Raw genomic sequence first — 23,911 nt, 5'->3', positions numbered from 1 at the left:
GCGCCCAACCCGCCCCAGCGCCCTGAGCCTGTCGGCGATCGCGGCTGGTGGTGCCGCTGGCCGACCGGCCCGACCCCAGCGCCCTGAGCCTGTCGAAGGGCGATCGCGCCCTCCAAGAACTGTTCATAGAAGCCAGACATGGCCCATATCGGCACATCTGGCCGCTATCGACAGGTTTCGGTAGGGGCGACGCTCATCCGTCGGCGGCCCGGGCGGCGCGGGAGGCCAGGTCGGCGAAGGCCTCCCGCAGCTCGGGAGGGTCGAGCACCTCGACATCCGCGTCGAAGCGGGCCAGGGTGGCCGCCAGCCCGGCCCACGACCAGGAGCCGAGCGTGACCCGGCACCGGTCCTCGCCGAGCGGCTCCACCGTGCCGTCGCCGACGAAGGGCACCACCTCCGACGCCGGCAGGTCCAGCACCACGGTGCCCCGGCAGGGCCACCCCGTCGACCCGTCGGCCGCCCCGCGGAACCGCGCGTCGAGGAACGCGCCGACGTCGCCGCCGGGCAGCTCCCGCGGGGTGAACCGTGGGCCGTTCGGTGTCCGCGGCCGGATGCGGTCGACCCGGTACACGCGCCAGTCCTCCCGCTCGGCCGACCAGCCCACGAGGTACCAGCGTCCCGCCCGGACGACCACGTGGTGCGGCTGCACGCGCCGCCGCGGCTGCGGCCCGCTCGACCCCCGCCCGTCCGGAGCCGGGTCCGTCCCAGGCTCGTAGTCGAAGCGCAGCTCCTCCCGCGCCCGGATCGCCGCGGTGATCGCCAGCACGACGCCCGGGTCGACCGCCGCTCCCGCGCCGTCCCCGGGGACGACGGCGGTGAAGTCCAGGGCGTCCACCCGCTGCCGGAGCCGCGTGGGCAGCACCTGCCGCAGCGTGGTCAGCGCCCGCGCCGCCCCCTCGGCCACCTCCGCGCCGGTCCCGACGGCCGCCCGCAACGCCACCGCCACGGCGACCGCCTGCTCGTCGTCGAGCAGCAGCGGCGGCAGCTGGCTGCCCGCGTCCAGCCGGTAGCCGCCGGCCGGACCCATCAGCGCGCGGACCGGGTAGCCGAGCTCCCGCAGCCGGTCGACGTCCCGGCGCAGCGTGCGGTCGCTGACGCCGAGCCGCTCGCTCAGCGCCAGGCCGGACCAGTCCCGGCGAGCCTGCAGCAGCGACAGCAGGGTCAGCAGACGTCCGGACGTCTGGGCGGAGGAACTGGTCGGCACGGGCTCGACGATGCCACGAGTAGCGGACACTCCCTGTCCTGCACCGCCGACAGAGTGGGTTCGTCGCCGGGAGGTCCGGCACAGGCATCGAAGGAGTCGACATGTCCCTCACCACCGTCACCCACCTCAACTTCCGCGGCCGGGCCGCCGAGGCGCTCGGCTTCTACCAGTCGGTCTTCGGCGGCGAGCTGCAGGTGACCCGCTACGCCCAGCTCGGCATGCCCGCCGAGGCCCCGGACGCCGACAAGGTCGTCTTCGGCCGGCTGTTCGCCGACAACGGCTTCCGCGTGCTGGCCTACGACGTGCCCGGCAGCGGGCCCGCGCCGGTCGAGCCCACGACCCGCCGCGAGCAGGGCCTCACGCTGACCAGCGAGCCGTTCTTCCTCTCCGTCCAGGGTCAGAGCCTGGAGGAGGTCCGCGGCTACTGGGACGGCCTGGCCGACGGCGCGACGGTCGTCGAGGAGCTGGCGCCCTCGGCCTGGAGCCCGGGCTTCGGCATGCTCACCGACCGCTTCGGCGTCACCTGGGTGCTCGACGTGGCGCCTGTGGTCGGGTGACCGGGGGCGCCCGCCTCAGCCGGCCAGGAAGCGGGCGTCCACCGCGGCCGACACCTCGACGTCCTCGGGGGCGAACGCCACCTCGGCCGCACCGCCGGACGCCGCGCCGGCGCGGGCGAAGGCCACCGGCGGGGCACCGTTCGAGGGCTCCAGCCCCCGGCCGAGCATGCCGGCGTCGGCGACCGCGACGGCTGTCACCGCACCGAGCCCGAGGGCGTCGGCGTAGGCCTGGGCCTTCTGCCGGGCCTCGGCCACCGCCTGGGCCCGGACGCGGTGGGTCAGCTCGGTCTTCCTCGCCTCGGTCAGCGCCCACTCGATCCGGTTCACCCGGACGCCGCGCACCTGCAGCACCTCGGCCAGCCACCGGCTGAGCACGCTGAAGTCGGCGAACTTCACCCGGACGTCGGCCGAGGCGTGGAAGACCAGCGGCAGCTGCTTGCCCTCGGAGTTCCACGGCCGGCGGGCCCAGGTGCGCAGCTGGTCGCTGGCCCACCAGGTGACCGGTCCGGCGCCCGGGTCGTGCAGCGGACGCACCCGCTCGGTCACGGCGCCGACGGCCTCGGCCACCCCGCCGTGCACGGCCGGCTCCTTCGGCCCCTCGAGCGCCACCGTGAGGTGCACGGTGCCGCGCTCGGGCGGCTGGAAGGCGCTGTACCGACCCCGGACCGTGACCTCCACCTGACTCATGGCCGGGAGGTTACGCCAGGGGTTAGGGTGATCGCGGTCACGTGGGTCGACGGCGATCCCTGCACCGGCCGTCCCAGCCCAGCCACGTCAGGGGGTCGCCATGTCGCTTCCCGTCGTCATCGACACCTCACCCGATCCGGAGCGTCCCGACCCGAACCGGCGCGAGATCCCGATCGCCAGCTTCGTCCGCCGGATGGGTCCGACCCGCACCGGCGCCCTGCTGCTCCTGCTCGCCACCGCACTGGCGATCGTGTGGGCCAACATCGCCCACGACAGCTACGAGACCTTCTGGGACACCCACCTCGTGCTCGGGGTGGGCGACCTCAGCCTCGACTTCACCCTGCACGCCCTGGTCAACGACGCGCTGATGGCGCTGTTCTTCTTCACCCTCGGCCTGGAGGTGCGCCGCGAGCTGACCATCGGTGAGCTGACCAGCTGGTCGCGGGCCGTCGTCCCGGTCGTCGCCGGCCTCTGCGGGCTGGTCGCGCCCGCCCTGCTCTACCTGCTGGTGGCCCGCGGCTCGGGCTGGGAGAGCGCCTGGGGCGTGGTGATCTCGACCGACACCGCCTTCCTCGTCGGGGCACTGGCCCTCATCGGCCCGCGGGCCGGCGGCCGGCTGCGGGTGTTCCTGCTCGCGCTGGCGGTGGTCGACGACATCGGCGCGTTGACGATCATCGCGCTGTTCTACACCGAGCAGTTCGACCCGGTGCCGCTGCTGGTGGCTGCCGCCGGCATGGTCGGCATCTGGTTCACCCGGCACCTGCCCAGCGGCCGCGCCCCGATCTACACCACCCTGGCGATCATCGTCTGGCTCGCCTTCCTCGCCTCCGGCGTGCACCCGAGCCTGGCCGGCATCGCCGTCGCGCTGCTGGTGCCGGTGTACCGGCCGAGCCGGCAGGACGTCGAGCACGCCCTCGCGCTGGCCCGCACCTTCCGCCAGTCCCCCACCACCGAGTACGCCCGCGCCGCCGCCAACAGCCTGCGCGAGTCGATCTCGATCAACGAGCGGCTGCAGTCGGCGTACGCCCCCTACGTCTCCTTCGTCATCCTGCCGCTGTTCGCGCTGGCCAACGCCGGGGTGCAGGTGTCGATGGAGGGGCTGGCGGCCGCGGCCGTCTCCCCGGTCACCTGGGGTGTCGTGGTCGGCCTGGTGGTCGGCAAGCTGATCGGCGTCCTCGGCTCCACCGCCCTGGTCCGGGCGCTGGGGATCGGCGAGCTCGGGCCAGGACTGACCCGCGGCCGGCTGGCCGGCGGGGCGGCGCTGTGCGGCGTCGGGTTCACGCTCTCGCTGTTCATCGTCGACCTCGCCATCGACGACGAGGCCGTCGCCAACCAGGCCCGGGTGGGCATCCTGCTCGCCTCGGCCATCGCCTTCGGGCTGGCGGCGATCATCTTCCGCCTCACCGAGCGCGCCCACCCGGCGGAGGAGGTCGGCCACGTGCTGCAGCGCCCGGTGACCGCGCGCGACCACGTCTACGGGCCGATGGACGCGCCGATGACGCTGGTGGAGTACGGCGACTTCCAGTGCGGCTTCTGCCTCAAGACCTCCGGTGCGATCCAGGAGGTGGTCCGCGAGCTCGGTGGGGAGCTGCGCTACGTGTGGCGCCACGCCCCGCTGCTGCGCTACCACCCGAACGCGGTCGCCGCGGCGGAGGCCTCGGAGGCGGCGGCCCGGCAGGGCAAGTTCTTCGAGTTCGAGCGCAGCCTGTTCGCCGACCAGCTGCACCAGCAGCCGCGCGACATGCTGCGCCGGGCCGAGGAGCTCGGGCTCGACGTCGACCGCTTCGAGGCCGACCTCGTCTCGCCCGGGGTGGCGGCGCGCGTCCGCGACGACATGCTGGACGCCGAGGCGATGGAGATCACCGCCGTGCCGACGATCTTCATCAACGGACGCCGCCACACCGGCCCGCACGACGCGCGCTCGCTGATCGAGGCCCTGCGCCGCGCCCGCGACACCGAGGACGTCTCCGTCGCGCGTCCGGAGGCCGACGCCGCCCGCTCCTGAGCCCTGGTCCGATGGGCGCGCCGTTGGTCCGCGCGGCCGAGCCCGCCGGCCCGGGCGTCCACCTCACCCGGTCGGGAGCTCGACGGTGAAGTGCCAGGTGCCGGGGCCGGACGACTCGGGCTCGCGGCCGGGGAGCCGCACCCAGACGCGGGTGCGCTCGGGGACCACCACCTCGACCCAGAGGGTGCGCTCCTGCCGTTCCCAGGCTGCGCCGAGGCGTCCCTGAGGGCCGTCGTAGAAGTACGACGCGTGGGTCAGGCTCTCCACCACAGCCGGCTCGACGGCGAACTCCCGCCAGCCGGGAGCCAGTCGCCGCACCCCGGCCACGCTGTCGTAGAGCCAGCGGGCCATCGCCCCCATGAAGTAGTGGTTGAGGGAACGGGACTCCGTCCCCCACATCTCCCGCAGCGTCTGCTCACCGCTCTCCATCCAGGCGCCCCAGCTGGGAGGGGTGACCTGCGAGGCCACGCGGACGGCGAGGTCGGCATGACCGTGACGGGTCAGCACCCCGAACAGCTCCGACAGACCCAGGCACCCGGCGTCGTGGTGGTCACCACGCTCGGTCAGGTCCCGGGCCAGCCGGTCGACGACCCGGCCGACCTCGTCGGGCGGGGTCAGACCCAGCGCGACGGGGAGGATGTTGGTGCTCTGCCGGTACCGCGGCTCGCGGTCGCTGGTGTACAGGCCCTGCTCCGCGTCGAACAGCTCGCGGTGGACGGCCGTCGCCAGCGAGGCGGCCGCGTCCCGGAGCCGGGTGGCGTGGTCGGTCCCCGAGTCGTCGCGCCATCCGGTGCGCTCGACCAGGTCTGCGGTCAGCACGAGCGCGCGGTGGAGGTAGCAGCTGGCTGCCATCCGGAGGTCGTCGTCCGGCGGCGTCCCGTGGCTGCCGGGCGCCAGGTAGTCCCCCAGCACCCCCGAGGTCAGCCCGTCGGAGGTGATGCGGCCCAGCTCGTGGTCGAGGTAGGCCAGCACCGGTCCCAGGTGGCGCTCGGCCAGGTCGGGACGGTCGTAGGTGTCCACCACGCGGTCCAGCAGGTACGGGTACAGGGTGGTCCACTCCGGGGCCGGCGCCAGCTCCCGGTAGCCCCAGCCGGGGCTCGGCACGATGACCGGGATCAGGCCCTTCGCGTCCTGGCTGTCGGCCATGTCGTCCAACCACTTGGTGAACAGGCGTGAGAGGTCGAACTGGGCGAGCATCGCCTCGGCCGCCACCTGGGCGTCCCCGGTCCAACCGTTCTTCTCGTACACCGGTGTGTCGGTGGGCACGTGGTGCAGGTTGTTGCGCACCGTCAGCCGCATCGCGGAGTCGATCCAGCTGAGCACCTCGTCGCTGCAGCGGAACGTGCTCACCTCGCGCACGTCGTTGTGGGCGTGCCGGGCCCTCAGCCCGACGCCGGTGGGGTCGGCCACGCCGTCCACCTGGACGTAGCGGAAGCCGGTGTAGGAGAACCGCGGCTCCCAGCGGAGGGGCTCCGCTCCGGTCACCACCTCCGACCGGTTGAAGCGCTCCGAGGCGACGTGGACGCTCTCCGCCTCGACCGACCCGTCCGGCCGCAGCCGCTCCCCGTGCTGCAGCCCCAGTGTCGTGCCGGCCGGCAGACCCGAGACGTCGACCTGCACCCAGCCAGCCAGGTTGCGCCCGACGTCGGCCACCAGCGGGCGTCCGCTGTCGCCGCCACCGAGCCAGCTCATCTCGTGGGTCTGCACCACCCGCACCGGCTCGTGCCGCTGGGGCACCAGACGCCCGGTCGGCGGGTCGACCAGCTCGACGGGCGCCCAGCCGTCGGCCGTGAAACCGGGGCTGTCCCACCCCACCGGGTCCATCCGGGCGTCGAAGGTCTCCCCCTCGTAGTAGGAGTCGAACCGGGTCGGCCCGCTCGTCCAGCGCCAGTGCGCGTCCGAGGTGACCACGTCGACGACGTGGCCGTCGGCGTCGAGGAGCTCGAGCTGGACCAGTGCCTTCCGCAGATCCCGCCAGGGTGCCTGCTCCCAGCGCCAGACGTTCACCGTCGTCATCGCGTAGAACCCGCGCCCCAGCTCGACCCCGATGGTGTGGTCTCCCGGGCCCAGCTCGACGGAGTAGGAGGAGTACAGGACGCGCGCGCCGTAGTGGCTCAGCCCGGACTCCAGCCGGGCGTCGGTGACCGGGGCGCCGTCCAGGGTGGTGCGGTGCAGGCCCAGCCCGGCCACGTGCAACTGGGCTGACCGGACGTCGGGCCCGGCGGTGAGGTCGCGGCGCAGCAGGGGAGCAGCAGGTCCGTCCTCCCCGGTGCTGATCCACTGGCCCCGCCACTGCACGTCCGGCTCGGCCTCGGTGGTGGTCATCGATGGTCCTCCTGTCGGGGGGGTGTCGGCGGCAGCAGGTCAGTGGGGGCCGCTGACCCATCCCTCACCGCAGGATCCACCCGCCGCGGCCGCGGCCAGGCTGACCTCGTCGCCGTCGCGGGTGAGCAGCGGGTCGTAGAACGCGGCGATCTCACGGGAGGCCTGCGGCACGTAGTGGAAGATCAGCGAGCGGCGGAACCGGTCGGTGCTGGTGTTCGGGAGCGAGCCGTGCACCAGGCTGCCGTGGAAGAACAGCACGTCACCGGCCCGCATCCGCGTCTGGTGGACCTCCACGTCCTCCGGCACCGGGACCTGCTCGCGGGTGAAGGAGAGGTCGCTGTCGGCGGGCTCCAGGCAGAGGATCTGGATCCGGTGGGAACCCGGCACGACCTTCAGGGCGCCGTTCTCGGCGTCGCAGTCGTCCACCGCGATCCAGGCGGCCAGGCAGGTCTCGGGATGGGCCTGCAGGAAGGCGTTGTCCTGGTGCAGCGCCTGCCCGCGGGCGGCCGGGGGCTTGAAGTAGAACATCGACTGCGCGGCGAGCGCCGGACCGATCAGCTGCTCCACGACGTCGAAGATCCGCTGGTCCAGCATCAGTCGACGGGCGATGCGGCCGACCTCGGTGTCCAGGCGGCGGTGCGGGTGGACGAAGCGGGGGTACCGGTTCAGCACGTCGTCCGCGCCGACGTGGTCGTCGTGGGCCCAGGTGTGGTCAGCCTCGACCTGCGCGGTGAAGACCTCCCGGATCTCCGCGACCTCGCTGCTGCTCAGCAACCCACGGAGCTGGACCACGCCGTTCTGCTCGTAGGCTCCGCGCGCGCCCTCCGGCGCGCTGATGATGGTGGTCATGGCTCCCATCCTGGTGCGGGCATCCCCGTCGTACCGATGGACAGGCAGGCTCAGTTCCTTCAAGATCCTGCTGTGCGAGCACCGCTGACGCTCATCCCGAAGGTGCCCCGGCTGGTCGGGGGCCGGCTGGCCGAGTCCGCGGGGTACCGGGTGCTGCGTCCCCAGGGCACGACCGACTGGCTGCTCGTCCACACCCGGGGCGGACGTGGACGGTTCGGCCGGCCGGACGGACCCGACGTGCTGGCCGAGCCGGGCACCGTGACCCTGCTGGCTCCTGGTACACCGCACGACTACGGCGTCGAGGACGAGCTGCGCTCCTGGGACATCATGTTCTGCCACGTCCATCCCCGCCCGGAGTGGAGCGTGCTGCTGGACTGGCCCAGCCCGGCACCGGGCATCGGACAGCTGCACCTGGACGCCGCTCTGCAGGAGCGCACCCTGCAGAGCTGGGACACCGCCGTCTACTGGTTGCGCTCAGGGCTCCCGCGGGCCGAGCTGTTCGCCATGAACGCCCTGGAGCTCATCCTGCTCTGCTACGACGGCCAGAACCCGCGGGCCATCCCGCTCGACCCACGGATCCGGACCGTGCTGGAGCACGTGGACCAGCACCTGGGCGAACCCCTCGACGTCTCCGACCTGGCGCTGGTGGCCCACCTCTCGCCGTCCCGGTTCGCCCACCTGTTCTCCGACCAGCTGGGGATGTCGCCGTCCCGCTACGTCGAACGGCAGCGGATCGCCCAGGGCCGGCTGCTGCTGGAGCACACCCGCCGGCCCGTGGCCGAGATCGCTCGAGCGGTCGGTTTCAGCGACCCTCCGTACTTCTCCACGCGCTTCAAGCGGCTGGTCGGTGTCACGCCGCTTCGCTACCGGCAGGGCGCCCGCTGACCGACGCCGACCGGCTCGGGGAGCCTCCGGTCGGCCTCCCGTGCAGCAGGATCTCGAAAGACTTGAGCACGTTCGTCGATGACCGGCCCGCGAGCCCGTCCGCAATCCTGGACCGCATCGCCGTTGCGGCTGACGCCCCCGCTGGACCGACCCGGCTGGCCGTCGCTGGACAGGCGCGACACCGTGGTCGTGGCTCACAGGAAGGCGCCGATGTCGAGGACGCGTAGGTGGGGAGCAGTGCCGAGCGGCGGGATCTCCCGCCGTGCGGCGCTCGGGGCCGGAGCCGTGGCGCTGGCCGGGCTGGGTGCCGGCTGCACCGTGGTGCCCTCGGGTCGCGATGCCGTCGCGATGCAGCCGAACAAGGAGCCGGCGGCCGGCCGGCGCACCGAGATCGAGGTGTACAACAACTTCGGCGCCGACGTCGGATCGGGGATCGTGCAGTGCGCGGCCGCGTTCGAGGCGGCCCAGGACGACATCGGCGTGCGGGTGACCTTCGCCCCCGCGGTGGGCGCCGGCGACACCGTGCCGCAGAAGCTGCTGACCGCCATCGCCGGCGGCCAGGCTCCTGACGTCGCCTTCTGCGACGCCGCCGTCACCCCGGCCTGGACCCGGCTGCAGATCATGACCGACCTGACACCGTACTTCGAGCGCGACGGGCTCCGGCTCGAGGACTTCTACGCCCCGTGCGCCGCCAGCATGGCCTACGAGGACCGGGTCTGGTCGCTGCAGTGGGATGCCGACCCCAACTTCCCCTTCTTCTGGAACAAGGGCCTGTTCGAGGAGTGCGGGCTGGACCCGGAGAAGCCGCCGGCGACCATCGAGGAGATCGATGCCTGCGCGAAGGAGATCGACCGGGTGGAGCGGGGTCGGGCCACCAGGATCGGGATCATCCCGTGGGACCAGTACGGCGCAGCCAACTCGATGCTCACCTGGGGATACGCCTTCGGGGGCGAGTTCTGGCAGGAGGGCACCAACCTGGTCACCCCCGACGACGAGCCCGTCGTGGCCGCGTTGGAGTGGATGGCCGCGTCGGCGGCCCGCGTCGGCGGCGCCGACGCGGTCTCGATCGCGCCGCCGTCGCTCACGTCGCACCCGTTCTCGACCGGGAACCTGGGCATGTCCTGCCTGGTGAGTGCCAACCTCCTGGAGATCCGGCAGCTCCACCCCGAGCTGGAGATCGGGGCCACCCTGCTGCCCTACCAGGCGCCTGCCACGGCACCCGGTCAGGGGGCCTGGCTGGGCGGGTGGTCGGCTTTCGTGCCCCGCTCGGCCAGCCAGCCCGACGCCGCCTGGGAGTTCATCAAGTGGCTGGCCGTCAGCGACGAGGGCACCCGGACCCAGTGGGAGAACATCGGCTTCCCGGTCGGCTACGCCAAGGCGGCGGTCAACGAGACCATCCGCAGCGACGAGAACGCCGGGATCTACCACCGGAACCTCGTCGACATGAAGAACACGCGGCCGTTGATCACCGTCAACAGCTTCTACAGCCAGCAGCTGGAGGAGAAGGTCCAGCGAGCCATCTACGGCCAGGTCGCCCCGGACGCGGCGATGCAGGAGGTCAAGGCCCTCACCACCCGTGAGGCCGAACGCTTCGACCGAGTGGGTGAGATGGGGTGAGCACCAGCACCACGAGCAGGGACCCCGTCGGCGCGGACGCGTCCCGCCCGCCAGCGGAGTCGTCCACCGGCGCCGGCACGACGGCCGGCAGAGGTCGGCGCCGGATGAGCCGGATGCAGCGCGACAACCAGCGCTGGGGCCTGATCTTCTGCTCCCCGGCGATCGTCGGGCTGCTGCTGCTCACCGTCTACCCGGTGCTGCGCTCACTGCAGGCCAGCTTCACCTCCGCGACCATGATGACCAGCGGTGACTTCATCGGTCTGAGCAACTACTCCGACCTGCTGGGCGACGACACCTTCTGGCGGTCGCTGGGCAACACCGTGTTCATCCTCGTCTGGTCGCTGCCGCTGAGCATCCTGGTCGCGCTGGCGCTGGCCCTGCTGCTCAACCTGGACGTCCGCGGCCGCTCGGTCTACCGCGTCATCTTCTTCGTCCCCTCCATCGTGCCGCTGGTCGCCACCGCGGTGGTGTGGAGCTACGTGTTCGACCCCCAGTACGGCATCCTCAACTCGCTGCTGGGCGCGGTGGGGATCCAGGGGCCGTCCTGGCTGGCCGACCCGGCCTGGGCCAAGCCCGCCCTGATCATCATCGCGATCTGGGGTGTGGGCGGGCTGATGGTGATCCTGCTGGCCGGGGTGCAGGACGTCCCCGCCCAGCTCTACGAGTCGGCGAAGCTGGACGGCGCAGGAGTGTTCTCCCGCTTCCGCCACGTCACGCTGCCGTTCATGTCCCCGCACCTGCTCTTCGCGCTGGTGACGGGTCTCATCGCCGGGTTCCAGTACTTCACCGAGGTGTTCGTCCTCACCAGCGGGCAGGGCGAGCCGGCCGGCTCGACGATGGTGGCGGGGCTGTACCTCTACCAGAACCTGTTCGAGTTCTTCAGGACCGGCTACGCCACCGCGATGGCCTGGGTCCTGTTCCTGCTCGCCGCGCTGACCGCCGTGGTGGTGTTCCGCACCGTCGGCCGCCGGGTCTACTACGGAGGCAGCTGAGATGTCGATCGTCCCCCGCACTGCCGCCGGCGCCACCGTCGAGCCACCCGGGCGCACCGACCGTCGGACGGCTGACGGCCGCGTCGTGGGCACTCCACGACGGCAACGGCGCTGGACCTGGCTGCTCACCGCACTGGCCAAGCACGCGACGCTGATCGGGCTGTCGGTGATCTTCCTCATCCCGCTGGTCTGGATGGTCACCGGCGCCTTCAAGACCGCTGCCGACCTCAACGCCTCGCCCACGGTCTGGTTCCCCGACCAGATCACGTTCGACAACTTCACCCAGGCCGCCCAGCTGTTCCCGCTGGCCCGCTACTTCTTCAACACCGCGGTGATCTGCATCTTCTCGATGGTGGGCGCGGTGGCGTCCTCGGCGATGGTCGGCTACGGCCTGGCCCGCATCGAGTGGCGGGGCCGCACCGCGTTGTTCGTGGTCATCCTGGCCACGACCATGGTCCCGTTCTACGTGACCATGCTGCCCGTCTTCGAGATCTGGCGGGCAGTGGGTCTGACCAACACCTGGCTGCCCCTGATCCTGCCGCAGTTCCTCGGGGTGCCGATCTACATCTTCCTGCTGCGCCAGTTCCTGATGTCGCTGCCCAAGGAGCTGTCCGAGAGCGCCCGGATCGACGGGGCCAACGAGTGGCAGATCTTCACCCGGGTCACGCTCCCGCTGATCAAACCCGCCCTGGTCGCGGTCGGGCTGTTCCAGTTCCTCGCGTCCTGGAACGACTTCCTCGGGCCGCTGATCTACCTCTCCGACGCCCGGCTGTACACGGTCTCGCTGGGGCTGAACTTCTTCCGCGGCGAGTACAGCACCGAGTTCGGCCCGCTGATGGCCGTCAGCACCCTGGCCGTGGTGCCCATCGTCGTGCTGTTCTTCTTCGCCCAGCGCACGTTCATCGAGGGCATCACCCTGACCGGCGTCAAGGGCTGACGACCGCGTCGCCGACAGGGCGTCGGCCTCGGCCGGGTGCGACCGCGGACGGTCGGCCGCCAGCCGGGAGCCCGGGTCAGCGGCCGGTGAGCCGCTGCGCGATCTCGTCGGCGAACTCGCGCTCGGAGTCGTCCTGCGGGGCGTAGCCGACGACCCGCCGGGCGTTGGCGGTGCTCCAGAAGGTGCGCGCGTTGGCCGAGACGCCGTAGAAGATCTGGAACGGCACCCCGTGCTCGTCGTCCACCGAGGCGGCCTCGATCGAGCGGACGTAGAGCTGCTGCAGGTCGCGCGGGCTCACGTAGCCGGCGAGGTCGCGGTGGAAGTCCGCGACGGGCCGGTCGATGAAGTCGGCGGCGCGGATCGGTCGCGGGGCGACGATGCGGATCTGCACGTTGGGCAGCGCCGGACCGATCTGCCCGGTCGCGTACAGGAAGCCCATCGACTCGTACGCCACCTTGGCCCAGCCGTACCAGGAGTCGGGACGCGGGTAGTCCTCCGGCCCGACCCGGTCGACCAGCCCCTCCCGCCACGGCCGCTCGTACCACTTGCTGGCCTGGTTGGTGCTCGTCACCACCACCCGCCGCACACCCGCCGCCTGTGCCGCCTCGTACACGCGTGCGGTGAGCTCGACGTTGCGCCGCTCGGCCGCGTACGACGGCGTCTCCGGCTTGAGGTGCCCGCAGTGCACCACGGTGTCGATCCCCTGGCAGAGCGCGTCGAAGCGTCCCTCCGGGTCGTCGAGCGCGTCCACCACCTCGACGTCGGGCAGCTCGTGGCCGTCCCGGTCGGTGCGGCGGACGTCCACCAGGGTGAGGTCGTAGCGCTCGCGGAAGGCCGGCAGCAGCTGCCCGGCGATGTAGCCGGTGGCCCCGGTCAGCAGGACACGGCGTCGGGTCTCGGTCATGGTCGCGACCCTAGGCGTCCGTCCTGCCCCCGCTCCGGCCACCCCGCCCGTCCTCGGCCCGCTGCCCGCCCACCCGGGATCCGCGAGTGTGGCTGAATCGTCGGCTCGGGCTGCCGGCGTCCGACGGTCCGTCCACACTCGCCGCCGCGACGTCCACGCGGTGCAGCGTGATCCGCCGCGAGTGTGGCTGAAGCGTCGTCTTTACCTGGTCAGACCGACGGTTCGTCCACAGTCGCGGCTCGGACGTGCGTGGGTGCGGTATTCCTTGTACTCAATGCCACGCCAGCACGGCAGGCTAGGCGCCGGTCCGACTGCGGGTGTGGCCGGAACGTCGGCTTGCGGGCTCGGCAGCGACGAGTTGACCAGACCGGTGCGCCCGGGCGGGGTGAGGGCGGTCAGCGCGGCGCGTCGGGGTCGCGGTCCTGCCACCGCGCCCAGGACTCGGGGTGGTCCGGTGGCAGGTCGGGGAACTCCGGCGGGGCGGGCACCGGGTCGGGCAGCGGCGTGCGGGCGGCCGCCCCCTCCAGCACGGTGCGCAGCTCGGCGTCGTCGAGGTGGCCCTGCCGGTGCGCCAGGTCGACGCCGTCGAGCAGTGCCCGATCAGCGGGTCGACGGCTCAGCCGGTCCACCGCGCCCGGGTGCTCGGCCGGGACGCTGAGCAGCAGCAGGTCGTCGGTCAGCCGGTGGTGCCGGGTGATCGCGTCGTCGCGGAGCTGGGCGAGGGCGATCCGTCCCGACAGCAGCTCGGCCTGCCGCTGCACCATCAACCGGGACGGCCAGGGCCCGCCGCGGTAGACGTCGTGCACCGCCTGCACGAGGTGCTGGCGCTCCCGCGGACCCATCCCCACCATGAGGTCGGCGCACCACACCCGCAGGTAGGTCTCCAGCGAATCGGGCAGCGGCCGGTCGGTGTCGGGCTCGGGGGTGCTCACCGGCTCCAGTGAAGCAGCCCGGACGGTCAGCAGCGGGCGGGCGGGGTGCTCAGGTGGTGCCGCGCAGGATCAGCCGCCAGGGCACCGAGATCCGCGCCGGACGCTGGGGGACGGGTCGGGTGGTCGGGTGTGGGGCGTCGGTCTTCGACAGGCTCAGGACGCCGGGCTTGGCGTCCTTCGACAGGCTCAGGACGCTGGGGTGCGCTGGAGCTGGGGGACGGGGAGGCCGAAGCCGGGGCGGTCGGGGACGGTGAGGTGGCCGTCGGCGAACTGGTAGGCGGTGTCGTCGACCAGGTCGGTGGTGCCGGGGACGCCCTCGACCACCTCGACGTTGCCGAGGCCGGCGGCGAGCTGGGCGGCGTACAACGTCTTCAGCGGACGTCCCCAGGCGTGCGGGGAGGCGACGGTGCCGATCCGCTCCAGCTCCGGCATCAGCGCCCGCCACCGGGTCAGGCCGAAGGACATCACGTCCATCAGCAGCACATCGATGTGCCCGGCTGCGGCCACCGGCAGCAGCGCGTCCACGTCGGGGGAGGTCTCACCCTCCGCGATCCGGGTGCTGGGGCTCACCTCGTCGAGGTGGCGACGCAGGGCGGCGAGGTCGTCGGGGTCGTCGAGGAACGGCTCCTCCACCCAGTACAGGTCGCAGTCGGCCACCTGGTCGAGGTAGCGGCGGAAGCCGTCCAGGTCGTAGCCGTCGTTGGCGTCCACCAGCATCTTGGCGTCGGGGAACGCCTCGCGCACCGAGCGGGTGATGAGGACGTCCCGCTCGTCGCCGTCGGACCGGCTCATCCACCGGTTGCCGCGGCCGATCTTGAGCTTGAAGCTGCGGTGCCCCAGCTCGGCGTCGGACCGGCAGTTCTGCACCGCCACCGCGGCACCGACGGGGGCGTCCTCGGGGTCGAGGTCGTCGAAGTAGATGGCGCCGTCGTAGACCTCGACGGTGGTCGCGCCGCGGCTGCCGAGCAGGGCGTGCACCGGCAGGTCGTGCACGACGCCGAGCAGGTCGTGCAGGGCGATGTCGAGCCAGGCGTGGTCGAGGTCGCGGACGCCGGTGGCCGGGTCGACCAGCTCCGACAGCGGCCGTCCGACCACCGACCGCGGGTCGCCGGCGCCCTCGGTGAGCCCCCAGCCGACCTGCCCGGTGTCGGTGCGGAGCACCGCGACGGCCGACTCACCGCCGCTGCCGTGGCTGCCGAGCCGGGCGTTGCGGCCCACGGTGCGGGGGTAGCGGGTGGGCAGGCGGTGCAGGTCGACGGCGGTGACGACCGGGTCGGAGGCGCTCATGGCCCCATCCTTGCGGCGTCGGTCGTCGGCGTGCCGCGGCGCGCGCACGGATTTCGCGCACCAGTCGCCGCTCTCACCCAGCCCTCCCGCGGCACCACGGTGGCCCGGGGCGGGCAGCAGCCGACCGTGGAGCGGATTCCCGGGGCTGCCCGGCTCAGCGCTCCCGGGCGTTGAGCCGGGCCGCCTGCCGGGTCAGGTGGTCCCGCTCGGCCGCGCTCGACGCCTTCCGCGCCGCCTCGGCGTACAACCGGGCCGCCGTCACCGGGTCGCCGTCCTGCTCGTGCAGGTACGCCGCGGCGGCGGTGTGGCGGGGGAGCGCCGGGTCGACCTCGGCCAGTGCGGCCAGCCCGGCCCGGGGCCCGTCGGCCTGGCCGACCGCGACCGTCCGGTTGAGCCGGACCACCGGGTTGTCGCTGAGCCGGAGCAGCTCGTCGTACCACTCCACGATCTGCACCCAGTCGGTCTCCTCGGCCGTCGGTGCGTCGGCGTGCAGTGCGGCGATCGCGGCCTGGGCCTGGAACTCCCCGAGCCGGTCGCGGGCCAGGGCGGCCTGCAGCACCTCGACGCCCTCGGCGATCAGCCGGGTGTCCCAGCGGCTGCGGTCCTGCTCGGCCAGCGGCACGAGGCTGCCGTCGGGGGCGGTGCGGGACGGCCGTCGGGCGGAGTGCAGCAGCATCAGCGCCAGCAGCCCGGACACCTCCGGGTGGTCGATGACGGTGGCGAGCTGGCGGGTGAGCCGGACCGCCTCGGCGGCCAGGTCGACGTCGCCGGAGTAGCCCTCGTTGAAGACCAGGTAGAGCACCCGCAGCACGGTGGCGACGTCACCCGGCTGGTCGAGGCGGACGCCGGAGACGGTGCGCTTGGCCCGGCTGATGCGCTGGGCCATGGTCGCCTCGGGCACCAGGTACGCCTCGGCGATCTGGCGGGTGGTCAGCCCGCCGACCGCCCGCAGGGTGAGCGCCACCGCCGACGACGGGGTCAGCGCGGGGTGGGCGCAGAGGAAGTACAGCTGCAAGGTGTCGTCGGCGGACGCCGCGGGTCCGGGTGCCGGCTCGGCCTCGAGGACGTCCTCGCGCCGGCGGCGGGCGGTCTCGGACCGGGTGGCGTCGAGGAAGCGGCGCCAGGCCACGGTGACCAGCCAGCCCTTGGGGTCGCGCGGCGGGTCGTCCGGCCACACCCGCAGCGCCTCGACCAGTGCGTCCTGGACGGCGTCCTCGCCCGCCGCGAAGTCGGCTCCACGGCGGACGAGGACCCCGATCACCTCAGGGGTGAGGCGACGCAGCAGCGCCTCGTCCATGTCGACGGGTCCGAGGTCACTCGGTGATGGTCGGCGGCTCGGTGAGGAAGGGTCGCACCTCGAGCCACTCGTGGATCGGCTTGCCGTCCTTGCCCGGCGCGGCCGACAGCTCACCGGCGAGCTCGACGGCCCGCTCCCAGCTGTCGACGTCGATGACCATCCAGCCGGCGATGAGGTCCTTGGTCTCGGGGAACGGCCCGTCGGTGACCGGCGGACGTCCCTCGCCGTCGTAGCGGACGAACGCGCCCTCGGGCGAGAGCGCCTGCCCGTCGACGTACTCGCCGGTGGTCGCGAGGCGCTTGGCGAAGTCGTCCATGTACTGGATGTGGTCCGACACCTCCTGAGGTGACCAGGTGTCCATCGGGTGGTCGTTCACACCCTTCGGGGCGCCGCGGTAGTGCTTCAGCAGCAGGTACTTCATCGTCGTCCTCCATCGTGTGGTGCGGCCCATTCTGGCCGCGCTCACCCCGGGGACGGAGCCCCCTCGACGTTCTCGACATCGTCGCCGGAACTTTCTCGGGATCTCTCCCCGGGACGTCCCCAGCCGACCGGCAGCGAGGCGCGCACGCGCCCGGCCACCTCGGCCGGCGCCAGCTCGGAGGTGTCGAGGACGAGGTCGAACGGCTCGTCCCCGATGACGTCGAGGTGGCCGCGCGCGTTGCCGAGGTGCTGCCCGCGCCGGCGTCCGCGCTCACGCTCCTCGAGCACCTCCAGCGAGGCGGTCAGCCGCACCCAGTGCTGGTCGTGACCGGCGAGGTCGCGCCGCCAGCCCGGCAGCACGGTCCCGTCCAGCGGCATCTCGTCGAGGACGACGTGGTTGCCCGCCTCGAGCAGCGCCCGCACCGCCAGCCGCATGCCAGCGAGCAGCCGGACGCCCGCCTCGCCGTAGCGGATCCGGGCCACCGGACGTCCGTCGGCATCGGTGCGGTCCTCGTACCACATCCCCGGTCCCGGCCCGCGCGGGTGGCCCGCCCAGTGGTGCGGGAACGCGTTGAGGAACAGGTCGATGCCGACCACCAGGTGCGGCTCGGGCAGCAGCGGCTGCAGCGCGGCGGCGGCCGAGGTCTTGCCGACGCTCGAGGTGCCGACGAGGGCGATCAGGTGGCCGGTCACCCGCCCAGTCTGGGCTCAGCGAGGGTCGGCGTCGACCGGTCCGAGCGGACGCGCCCGGTCTGCCTCGCCTGTGTCGAGGTGGGCGGCCCGCAGGCCGTCGAGGAGCACGCCGGTCATGTCCAGCCCAGACCCGCCGTGCTCGTCGGACCGGCTGTCGGCGAGGCGGATCAGAGCGGGGACGAGGTCCTCGGCGCGGACGTCCGCACGGATGACGCCCGCACGCGCGCCGGCGTCGAGGATCTCCTGCACCCGCGGGGCGAGCGCGGCGAGGAAGTACGCCGGCAGCGGCCGGTAGGCCGGGTCGCCGGAGTGCAGCGCGCTGGAGAAGCCGCGCTTGGTGGCGACGAAGCGGGCGAGCCGGTCCGCCCACAGCCGCAGCGCCTCCAGGGGCGGGTGCTCGCGCCCGAGGCGTTCGGCCTCTGCGACGACGGCGTCCACCTCGCGCCGGAACACGGCGATGATCAGGTCGGAGCGCTGCGGGTAGCTGCGGTAGATCGTGCCGACACCGACCCCGGCGCGCGCGGCGATGTCGCGCATCGGTGCGTCGACCCCCGCCTCCGCGAACACCGCCTTCGCCGCCTCCAGCACCGCCTCGGTGTTGCGGACGGCATCCGCGCGTCGGCGGCGGGGCGCCGGTGCGGACGCGGCGTCGTCAGTCTGCATCGCTCTCCTCGGTGACAACTGGAACATTGTTCCGTATAGTTGTGGACGGACGTTCCGTTTCCGCCCAGGGTAGCCGCGCCTCCGCGGCACCCGCCAGCCTGAGGAGAATCCCATGCAGCACCGTCCGCTCGGCCGCACCGGCATCCACGTCTCGCCCTTCGCGCTCGGCGCGATGATGTTCAGCTCGTTCGGCACCACCGACCAGGACGAGGTGGACCGCATGGTCGCCCGTGCCCTGGACGCCGGCATCAACCTCGTCGACACCGCCGACGCCTACGCCGAGTCGGAGGAGCTGCTCGGGCGGGCCCTCCGGGGGCGCCGCGACCACGTCGTCCTCGCCTCGAAGTTCTCCCGCCCGATCGGTGACGACCCCAACGCGCGCGGAGGCTCGCGGCGCTGGATCATGACCGCAGTCGAGAACTCGCTGCGCCGTCTGCAGACCGACCACCTCGACCTCTACCAGATGCACCGGCCCGACCCGCTGACCGACGTCGAGGAGACCCTGTCGGCACTCACCGACCTCGTGCGCAGCGGCAAGGTGCGGGCGATCGGCACCTCCGACATGCCCGCCTCCGACATCGTCGAGGCGCAGTGGGTCGCCGAGCGCCGTGGCCTCGAGCGGTTCCGCACCGAGCAGCCGCACTACTCCCTGCTCGACCGCACGATCGAGCGCGAGGTGCTGCCCGTGGCCCAGCGCTTCGGGATGGGCACGGTGATCTGGAGCCCGCTCGCCAGCGGGATGCTGACCGGCCGGGTCCGTCGCGGGCAGGAGAGCGACCTGCGCCGCACCCGGATGTTCGCCGCGCTGCGCGACGAGCGCCGCATCGACGCCGTCGAGCAGCTCATCGCCCTGGCAGAGGAGGCCGGGATGCCCCTGACGCACCTCGCGCTCGCGTTCGTCATCGCGCACCCGGGCGTGACCGCCGCGCTCCTCGGGCCGCGCACGATGGAGCAGCTCGACGACCTCCTCGCCGCGGCCGACGTCCGCCTCGGTGACGACCTGCTCGACCGGATCGACGAGATCGTGCCGCCCGGCACGGGTGTCGGGCAGATGGACCAGGAGTACCGCACGCCACCGCTGCTGTCGCCGACGCTGCGCCGCCGGCCCGCCCAGGAGCGCGCCGCGGCCTGACCGGTCGAGGCGGCTGGCCCCGGGCCGGGTGTCGCGGTGGCTCCGCGCTCCGGGTCAGTAGCCGCGGTCGAGGTCGACCAGGTTGCGCAGCGGGCGTCCCTCGACCCAGCGGGCGGCGTTGTCCAGCAGGATCTGCCGGCCGCGCTCGGCGGTCTGCTCGGTGGTCGCGGCGTTGTGCGGGGTGACGACCACGTTCGGCAGGTCCCACAGCGGGCTGTCGGCCGGCAGCGGCTCCACCGGGTGGGCGTCCAGCCCGGCGCCGGCGAGCCGGCCCGCGCGGAGCGCCTCGACCAGGGCGTCCTCGTCCACGACGCCACCGCGGGAGATCACCACCACGAACGCGCTCGGACGCATCCAGGACAGCTGCTCCGCACCGATCATCCCGCGGGTCTGCTCGGTGAGCGGGCAGGTGACGACGAGGTGGTCGCACTCGCCGAGCAGCCGGCGCAGCCCGTCCGGGCCGTGCAGTGTCGTCACCCCGGCGACGTCGGAGGTGCGCGGGCGTCCGGTCAGCGCCAGCACCGACATGTGGCAGGCCAGCGCCTTGCGGGCCAGGTCGGTGCCGCTGTGACCGAGCCCGACCAGCCCCAGCGTCGAGCCGGCGAGCTCGCCATGCACGAAGCGGTCCCAGCGGTGCTCGCGCTGCGCCTCGGCCCAGCGGAACGCCGACCGGCTCAGCTGCAGCATGAGCATCAGCGCGTGCTCGGCCAGCGGCACCGCCCCGTTCCCGACGGCGCTGGTCAGCCGGACGCCGTCGGGGACGGTGCGCCGCCGCACCCAGGCGTCCACCCCGGCGGCCGGGCTGTGCACCCAGTCCAGCGCGGGGAAGACGTCCAGGCGGTCGGCCGGGGAGGCGCCGAGCACCGCACCCACCCGGGCCGGGTCGACCCCGGCCCGGCGGCACCCGTCCGGGCTGACCTCCTCGACCTCGACCACCCGCTCGCCGAGCACCGCCCGCAGCCGGTCCAGCGCGGGATCGGCCGGGGCCCGCACGACCACCAGTGCGGTCACTTCAGACCCGTGGTGGAGATGCCGCGGATCAGGTACTTCTGCGCGAAGGCGAAGAAGGCCGGGATCGGCACCAGCGACAGCACCGACATCGCCAGCAGCATCCCGATCCCGCTCTGCGTCTGGCTGTCGACCAGCGAGTTCAGCGCCACCGGCACGGTGAACACCGAGGACTCGGTGAGGTAGATCAACTGGCCGAAGAAGTCGTTCCAGGTCCGTGCCGGATTGTCTGTCATAGTTCACGTCTGACCGTCATACGGATTCGATGGTGAGCACCTCGAAGCGCTCGACCGCGGGCAGCTCGACCTCGAGGTCGTCGCCCACCCGGCGCCAGATCGGCTCGGTGCCGGCGACCCGGGCCCGCACACGCAGCCCTTCCGCGGCGGCCACAGATGGGTCGAGGGGGACGCTCAGCCGTCCCGCCGGCACCGTCAGCGGAGGCAGGAAGCGCTGCACCGCGTCCCCGGAGCGGTTGAGCAGGTGCACCACCTGTCCGGCCCGCGAGCGTCCCGGCACCAGCTGCAGCTGCGGCGGCAGTGTGGAGGACCAGCGCAGCCGCTCCGGAGCCAGGTCGAGGGCCCGCTCCACCCAGCCGTCGCGGACCCGGCCCAGGCCGAGCCGGCGGTAGACCAGGCCCGGGCGCCAGGGCACCAGCGCCAGCCGACCCCGGTCGACCGCGCCGGCCAACCAGCCCGGGTGGCCGGTGTCGCGGTGGCCGTAGCAGGCCTCCGGCGGGCCGAAGCGGGCCCGGCCCATCGCAGGCCACGCGACGGTGGACGTCGACGCCGGCTCGACCACCTCGAACCGTCCGAGCACCGGGGCCAGGTCGCCGGGGAAGGTGCCGTCCAGCCGCAGGTGCAACGAGCGCAGCGACTCCTCGGTCTCGAAAGCCGCTACCCGGTGTCCCAGCGCCCTGCCGAGCTGGTGGCCCTCCTGCTCCCAGCCGGAGTCACCGGTGGCCACCACGGACGCCCCCGCGGCCAGTGCCGCCCGCAGCGTGCGCATCGCACCGGCGGGCAGCGGGCCGAGGTCGGGCAGCACCAGCAGCGCGTAGCGGTCGGCGTCCACCTCGGCCAGCCGGTCCAGCCGGACGACGTCGAAGGGCACGTGGCTCTCGACCAGGCTGAGGTAGCAGCCCTGGAACTCGTCGGTGCGCCGCTCCCGGTCCGGGTCGACGAACTCGACACCGCGGACCAGCGCCACCCGGGCGGTCGACCGCAGGCCGGTGTAGACGTCGGCGTGGTCGCGGTGGAAGCGGGTCACCTCGCGCCCGGCGGCCAGCGCGGCGAACGGGCTGTCGGCGGGCGTCCCCATCACGTAGGTCGAGGGCTGCGCGCCGTGGGCGATGCTCTGCAGCAGGTACTGCGCGAAGTGCTCGGGGTCCTCCCCGGCCCAGCGGTAGGGGATGTCGACGAAGCCGACGGAGTTGACCAGCACCGGACGTCGGTCGTCGGCGGAGCGGGCGGCGCTGACGGCCTCGGCCGTGGCGTGGTGCCACAGCGGACGTCCGACCGCGTTGTTGGCCTCGTGGAAGGTGATGTCGGCCCGGTCGCCGAGGATGAGGGCGGCTCCGGGAGCCAGCTCCTGCACGTGGGCGCGCATCCGGGCGGTGAGGTCGTCCAGCACCCCGGCCGACCAGCGTCGCCAGGTGGGGTAGCCGGTATCGCCCTTGCCGCGTGGCAGCGGGACGTCCGGCGCGTGCTCGGCGAAGCCGGTGCGGCAGCCCGAGCACTGGCAGACGCCCCAGTAGCGGCCGCTGTAGTCGTGCTCGTTGAACGACATCCAGTTGAAGAAGAAGCCGCTCAGGGCGTAGCGGCGCAGCACCTCGGCGACGATCTCGAAGACCTCGCGCTGGTAGTAGTCGCCGCTGGGGCAGACGCTGACGTAGTCGTTGTACACCTGGTTGTGCCCGTCGGCGTCGACGAAGCACCACTCCGGGTGCTGCTCGGCGCGCCGGCGGTCCACCTTGGAGAAGTCCATCCGGGCCAGCACCCGGATGCCGCGGGCGCGGGCGGCCGCGGTGGCGTCACCGACCAGGTCGCCCGAGGCACGGGCGGCCAGCGCCGGGTTGCGGGTCTGGCTGGCGAGGTCGCTGGGGTGGTTGGCGATGATCCCGCCCACGCTGAGCAGCCAGACGTCCGCGCCGTAGTCCTCGATGCCGTCCAGCACGGCCGTCACGTCCAGCCCGGCGTCGATCTCACGCAGGTTGGTCTGGAAGGTGCGGAACGGCTGGTGCCACCACGGGGTGGACGCCTCCGTGTCGGGCTCGGCCGGGGGTTGCGGCCGGGTGGTGGTGGTCACGCGGTCTCCTCGCCGAGCAGGCGGATCAGCGCGGAGTGGTCGAGCTCGCCGAGGTCGCGCTGCAGCGCGGTGTCCATCTGCGCGGCGACCGCCTCGGTGCCGGGCAGGGTGACGCCGTGGTGGCGGGCGGCCTGCTGCGCCAGCGCGAGGTCCTTGCGGTGCAGCCGGATCCGGAAGCCCGGGTCGAAGGCCTCGTCGAGCATCCGCTGGCCGTGCAGCTCGAGGATCCGCGAGGAGGCGAACCCGCCGGTGAGGGACTCCCGGACCACGGCCGGGTCGACCCCGGCGGCCCGGGCCAGCGCCAGGCCCTCGGCCACGGCCTGGATGGTCTGGGCCACGATGACCTGGTTGGCGACCTTGGCGGTCTGCCCCGCGCCGACGCCACCGATGTGGGTGATCCGCCTGCCCATCGCCTCCAGCAGCGGCATCGCCCGCGCCACCGGGGCGTCCGCGCCGCCCACGAAGATCGTCAGCGCCGCGTCCCGGGCGCCCACCTCGCCGCCGGAGACCGGGGCGTCGACGTAGTCGCTGCCCGCCTCGGTGATGCGCCGGGCGAACTCGACGGTCTCGACCGGGGAGATCGAGGACATGTCGACCACCAGTGACCCGGGCGCCATACCGGCGGCGACGCCGTCCTCGCCGAAGAGCACCGCCTCGACGTCGGGGGTGTCGGGGAGCATCAGCACGACGATCTCGCATCGCTCGGCGACCGCGCGGGGGGAGTCCGCCGCGACGGCGCCCTGCTCGAGCAGGCTCTGCGAGCGCTCCTTGACGCGGTGGACCACCAGCCCGTGACCGGCGGAGAGAAGGTTGCTGGCCATCGGGACGCCCATCACGCCCAGACCGATGAAGCCGACTGCCACAGGAAGACCTCCATTGAGTGCATCGATACACCAGGTGTACCGGTACACTAGGCGAGGTATCGTCCCTCCGGCAAGACCCGTCCGCGGTATCCGGACGAGCGGATCTGGAGGAGGGCGATCAGGTGCCGAAGTCCCGCCGGGCCACCATCACCGACGTCGCCGCGCGCGCCGGCGTCTCGAAGACGGCAGTCTCCAAGGTGCTCAACGGCACCGGGTCGATCTCCGCCGCGACCCGTGACCGGGTGCTGCAGGCGGCCCGCGACCTGCACTGGCGTCCCAGCGCGCACGCGGTGGCGCTGCGCCGGGCGCGCTCGCAGACGGTGGCGCTGGTGCTCAACCGGCACGAGGCGCCG

General features: G+C 73.0%; 23 protein-coding genes. 8 read left to right on the top strand and 15 right to left on the bottom strand.

The window, feature by feature from the left end; genetic code table 11:
* Positions 1-193 precede the first annotated feature (193 nt).
* Positions 194-1,204 carry a helix-turn-helix transcriptional regulator gene (locus tag DVA66_RS02055; protein WP_114558544.1) on the bottom strand — a complete coding sequence of 337 codons (1,011 nt, stop codon included), beginning with the start codon at positions 1,202-1,204 and terminating at the stop codon, positions 194-196.
* A 101-nt stretch (positions 1,205-1,305) separates the two neighbouring features.
* On the opposite strand from DVA66_RS02055, the gene DVA66_RS02050 reads away from it, so the two are divergent.
* On the top strand, positions 1,306-1,761 hold the full coding sequence (locus DVA66_RS02050) for a VOC family protein (RefSeq protein WP_114558543.1): 456 nt from the start codon (positions 1,306-1,308) through the stop codon (positions 1,759-1,761).
* Positions 1,762-1,776: 15 nt separating this feature from the next.
* Here the strand turns inward: DVA66_RS02050 and DVA66_RS02045 are convergent, their stop codons facing one another.
* Positions 1,777-2,448 carry an SIMPL domain-containing protein gene (locus DVA66_RS02045; protein WP_114558542.1) on the bottom strand — a complete coding sequence of 224 codons (672 nt, stop codon included), beginning with the start codon at positions 2,446-2,448 and terminating at the stop codon, positions 1,777-1,779.
* Positions 2,449-2,548: 100 nt separating this feature from the next.
* Between DVA66_RS02045 and nhaA the strand changes: the two genes are divergently transcribed.
* The gene (gene nhaA, locus DVA66_RS02040) at positions 2,549-4,453 is read left to right on the top strand and encodes a Na+/H+ antiporter NhaA (RefSeq protein ID WP_114558541.1); all 1,905 of its coding nucleotides are present in this window, start codon (positions 2,549-2,551) and stop codon (positions 4,451-4,453) included.
* A 63-nt stretch (positions 4,454-4,516) separates the two neighbouring features.
* On the opposite strand, the gene DVA66_RS02035 is transcribed toward nhaA, so the two are convergent.
* Both DVA66_RS02035 and DVA66_RS02030 read right to left on the bottom strand, forming a co-directional pair.
* On the bottom strand, positions 4,517-6,778 hold the full coding sequence (locus DVA66_RS02035; protein WP_114558540.1) for an alpha-L-rhamnosidase: 2,262 nt from the start codon (positions 6,776-6,778) through the stop codon (positions 4,517-4,519).
* A 39-nt stretch (positions 6,779-6,817) separates the two neighbouring features.
* Positions 6,818-7,627, bottom strand: a complete 810-nt coding sequence (locus DVA66_RS02030) for a phytanoyl-CoA dioxygenase family protein (protein ID WP_114558539.1) — start codon at positions 7,625-7,627, stop codon at positions 6,818-6,820.
* A gap of 72 nt (positions 7,628-7,699) precedes the next feature.
* Here DVA66_RS02030 and DVA66_RS02025 point away from each other — a divergent pair, with 72 nt between their 5' ends.
* From DVA66_RS02025 to DVA66_RS02010, 4 genes are all read left to right on the top strand, one after another.
* Positions 7,700-8,512 (top strand): helix-turn-helix domain-containing protein, encoded by an 813-nt coding sequence (locus DVA66_RS02025; RefSeq protein ID WP_232821697.1) that lies wholly within the window; start codon positions 7,700-7,702, stop codon positions 8,510-8,512.
* A 237-nt stretch (positions 8,513-8,749) separates the two neighbouring features.
* Entirely contained in the window at positions 8,750-10,129 is a 1,380-nt protein-coding gene (locus DVA66_RS02020) for an extracellular solute-binding protein (RefSeq protein WP_157973776.1), read from the top strand.
* A gap of 104 nt (positions 10,130-10,233) precedes the next feature.
* Positions 10,234-11,121, top strand: a complete 888-nt coding sequence (locus DVA66_RS02015; RefSeq protein ID WP_114558536.1) for a carbohydrate ABC transporter permease — start codon at positions 10,234-10,236, stop codon at positions 11,119-11,121.
* Between the two features lie 85 nt (positions 11,122-11,206).
* On the top strand, positions 11,207-12,058 hold the full coding sequence (locus DVA66_RS02010) for a carbohydrate ABC transporter permease (RefSeq protein WP_232821696.1): 852 nt from the start codon (positions 11,207-11,209) through the stop codon (positions 12,056-12,058).
* Positions 12,059-12,134: 76 nt separating this feature from the next.
* On the opposite strand, the gene DVA66_RS02005 is transcribed toward DVA66_RS02010, so the two are convergent.
* From DVA66_RS02005 to DVA66_RS01975, 7 genes are all read right to left on the bottom strand, one after another.
* Positions 12,135-12,962 (bottom strand): NAD-dependent epimerase/dehydratase family protein, encoded by an 828-nt coding sequence (locus DVA66_RS02005; RefSeq protein ID WP_114558534.1) that lies wholly within the window; start codon positions 12,960-12,962, stop codon positions 12,135-12,137.
* Positions 12,963-13,357: 395 nt separating this feature from the next.
* A complete protein-coding gene (locus DVA66_RS02000) occupies positions 13,358-13,894 on the bottom strand; it encodes a hypothetical protein (RefSeq protein ID WP_114558533.1) in 537 nt (178 codons plus the stop codon).
* Between the two features lie 186 nt (positions 13,895-14,080).
* Complete coding sequence (locus DVA66_RS01995; protein WP_114558532.1) at positions 14,081-15,181, bottom strand: enolase C-terminal domain-like protein; 1,101 nt, start codon at positions 15,179-15,181, stop codon at positions 14,081-14,083.
* A gap of 154 nt (positions 15,182-15,335) precedes the next feature.
* A complete protein-coding gene (locus tag DVA66_RS01990; protein WP_114558531.1) occupies positions 15,336-16,478 on the bottom strand; it encodes an RNA polymerase sigma factor in 1,143 nt (380 codons plus the stop codon).
* Positions 16,479-16,494: 16 nt separating this feature from the next.
* A complete protein-coding gene (locus DVA66_RS01985) occupies positions 16,495-16,899 on the bottom strand; it encodes a YciI family protein (RefSeq protein ID WP_114558530.1) in 405 nt (134 codons plus the stop codon).
* Positions 16,900-16,940: 41 nt separating this feature from the next.
* Positions 16,941-17,591: a phosphotransferase-like protein gene (locus DVA66_RS01980; protein ID WP_114558529.1), complete on the bottom strand. Its 651-nt coding sequence runs from the start codon at positions 17,589-17,591 to the stop codon at positions 16,941-16,943.
* A 15-nt stretch (positions 17,592-17,606) separates the two neighbouring features.
* Positions 17,607-18,254 (bottom strand): TetR/AcrR family transcriptional regulator, encoded by a 648-nt coding sequence (locus tag DVA66_RS01975; protein WP_114558528.1) that lies wholly within the window; start codon positions 18,252-18,254, stop codon positions 17,607-17,609.
* 112 nt (positions 18,255-18,366) lie between these two features.
* On the opposite strand from DVA66_RS01975, the gene DVA66_RS01970 reads away from it, so the two are divergent.
* Entirely contained in the window at positions 18,367-19,386 is a 1,020-nt protein-coding gene (locus DVA66_RS01970; RefSeq protein WP_114558527.1) for an aldo/keto reductase, read from the top strand.
* A 54-nt stretch (positions 19,387-19,440) separates the two neighbouring features.
* Here the strand turns inward: DVA66_RS01970 and DVA66_RS01965 are convergent, their stop codons facing one another.
* The 4 genes from DVA66_RS01965 to DVA66_RS01950 are packed head-to-tail and all read right to left on the bottom strand — an operon-like array spanning position 19,441 to position 23,558.
* Complete coding sequence (locus DVA66_RS01965; RefSeq protein WP_114558526.1) at positions 19,441-20,397, bottom strand: D-2-hydroxyacid dehydrogenase; 957 nt, start codon at positions 20,395-20,397, stop codon at positions 19,441-19,443.
* Positions 20,394-20,630: an ABC transporter permease family protein gene (locus DVA66_RS01960; protein ID WP_232821695.1), complete on the bottom strand. Its 237-nt coding sequence runs from the start codon at positions 20,628-20,630 to the stop codon at positions 20,394-20,396. The genes DVA66_RS01965 and DVA66_RS01960 overlap by 4 nt, the downstream gene beginning before the upstream one ends.
* 16 nt (positions 20,631-20,646) lie before the next feature.
* Positions 20,647-22,695 (bottom strand): beta-galactosidase, encoded by a 2,049-nt coding sequence (locus DVA66_RS01955; protein ID WP_114558525.1) that lies wholly within the window; start codon positions 22,693-22,695, stop codon positions 20,647-20,649.
* Positions 22,692-23,558: a 2-hydroxy-3-oxopropionate reductase gene (locus tag DVA66_RS01950; RefSeq protein ID WP_114558524.1), complete on the bottom strand. Its 867-nt coding sequence runs from the start codon at positions 23,556-23,558 to the stop codon at positions 22,692-22,694. The genes DVA66_RS01955 and DVA66_RS01950 overlap by 4 nt, the downstream gene beginning before the upstream one ends.
* A 122-nt stretch (positions 23,559-23,680) precedes the next feature.
* Here DVA66_RS01950 and DVA66_RS01945 point away from each other — a divergent pair.
* On the top strand, positions 23,681-23,911 hold a 231-nt coding region (locus DVA66_RS01945; RefSeq protein WP_232821694.1), incomplete at its 3' end, for a LacI family DNA-binding transcriptional regulator.

Source organism: Desertihabitans aurantiacus (genome assembly GCF_003344635.1).
Taxonomy (GTDB): Bacteria; Actinomycetota; Actinomycetes; order Propionibacteriales; family Propionibacteriaceae; genus Desertihabitans; species Desertihabitans aurantiacus.
The sequence above is the reverse complement of the archived record's forward strand: the minus strand, read 5'-3'. Positions and strand labels throughout refer to the sequence as shown.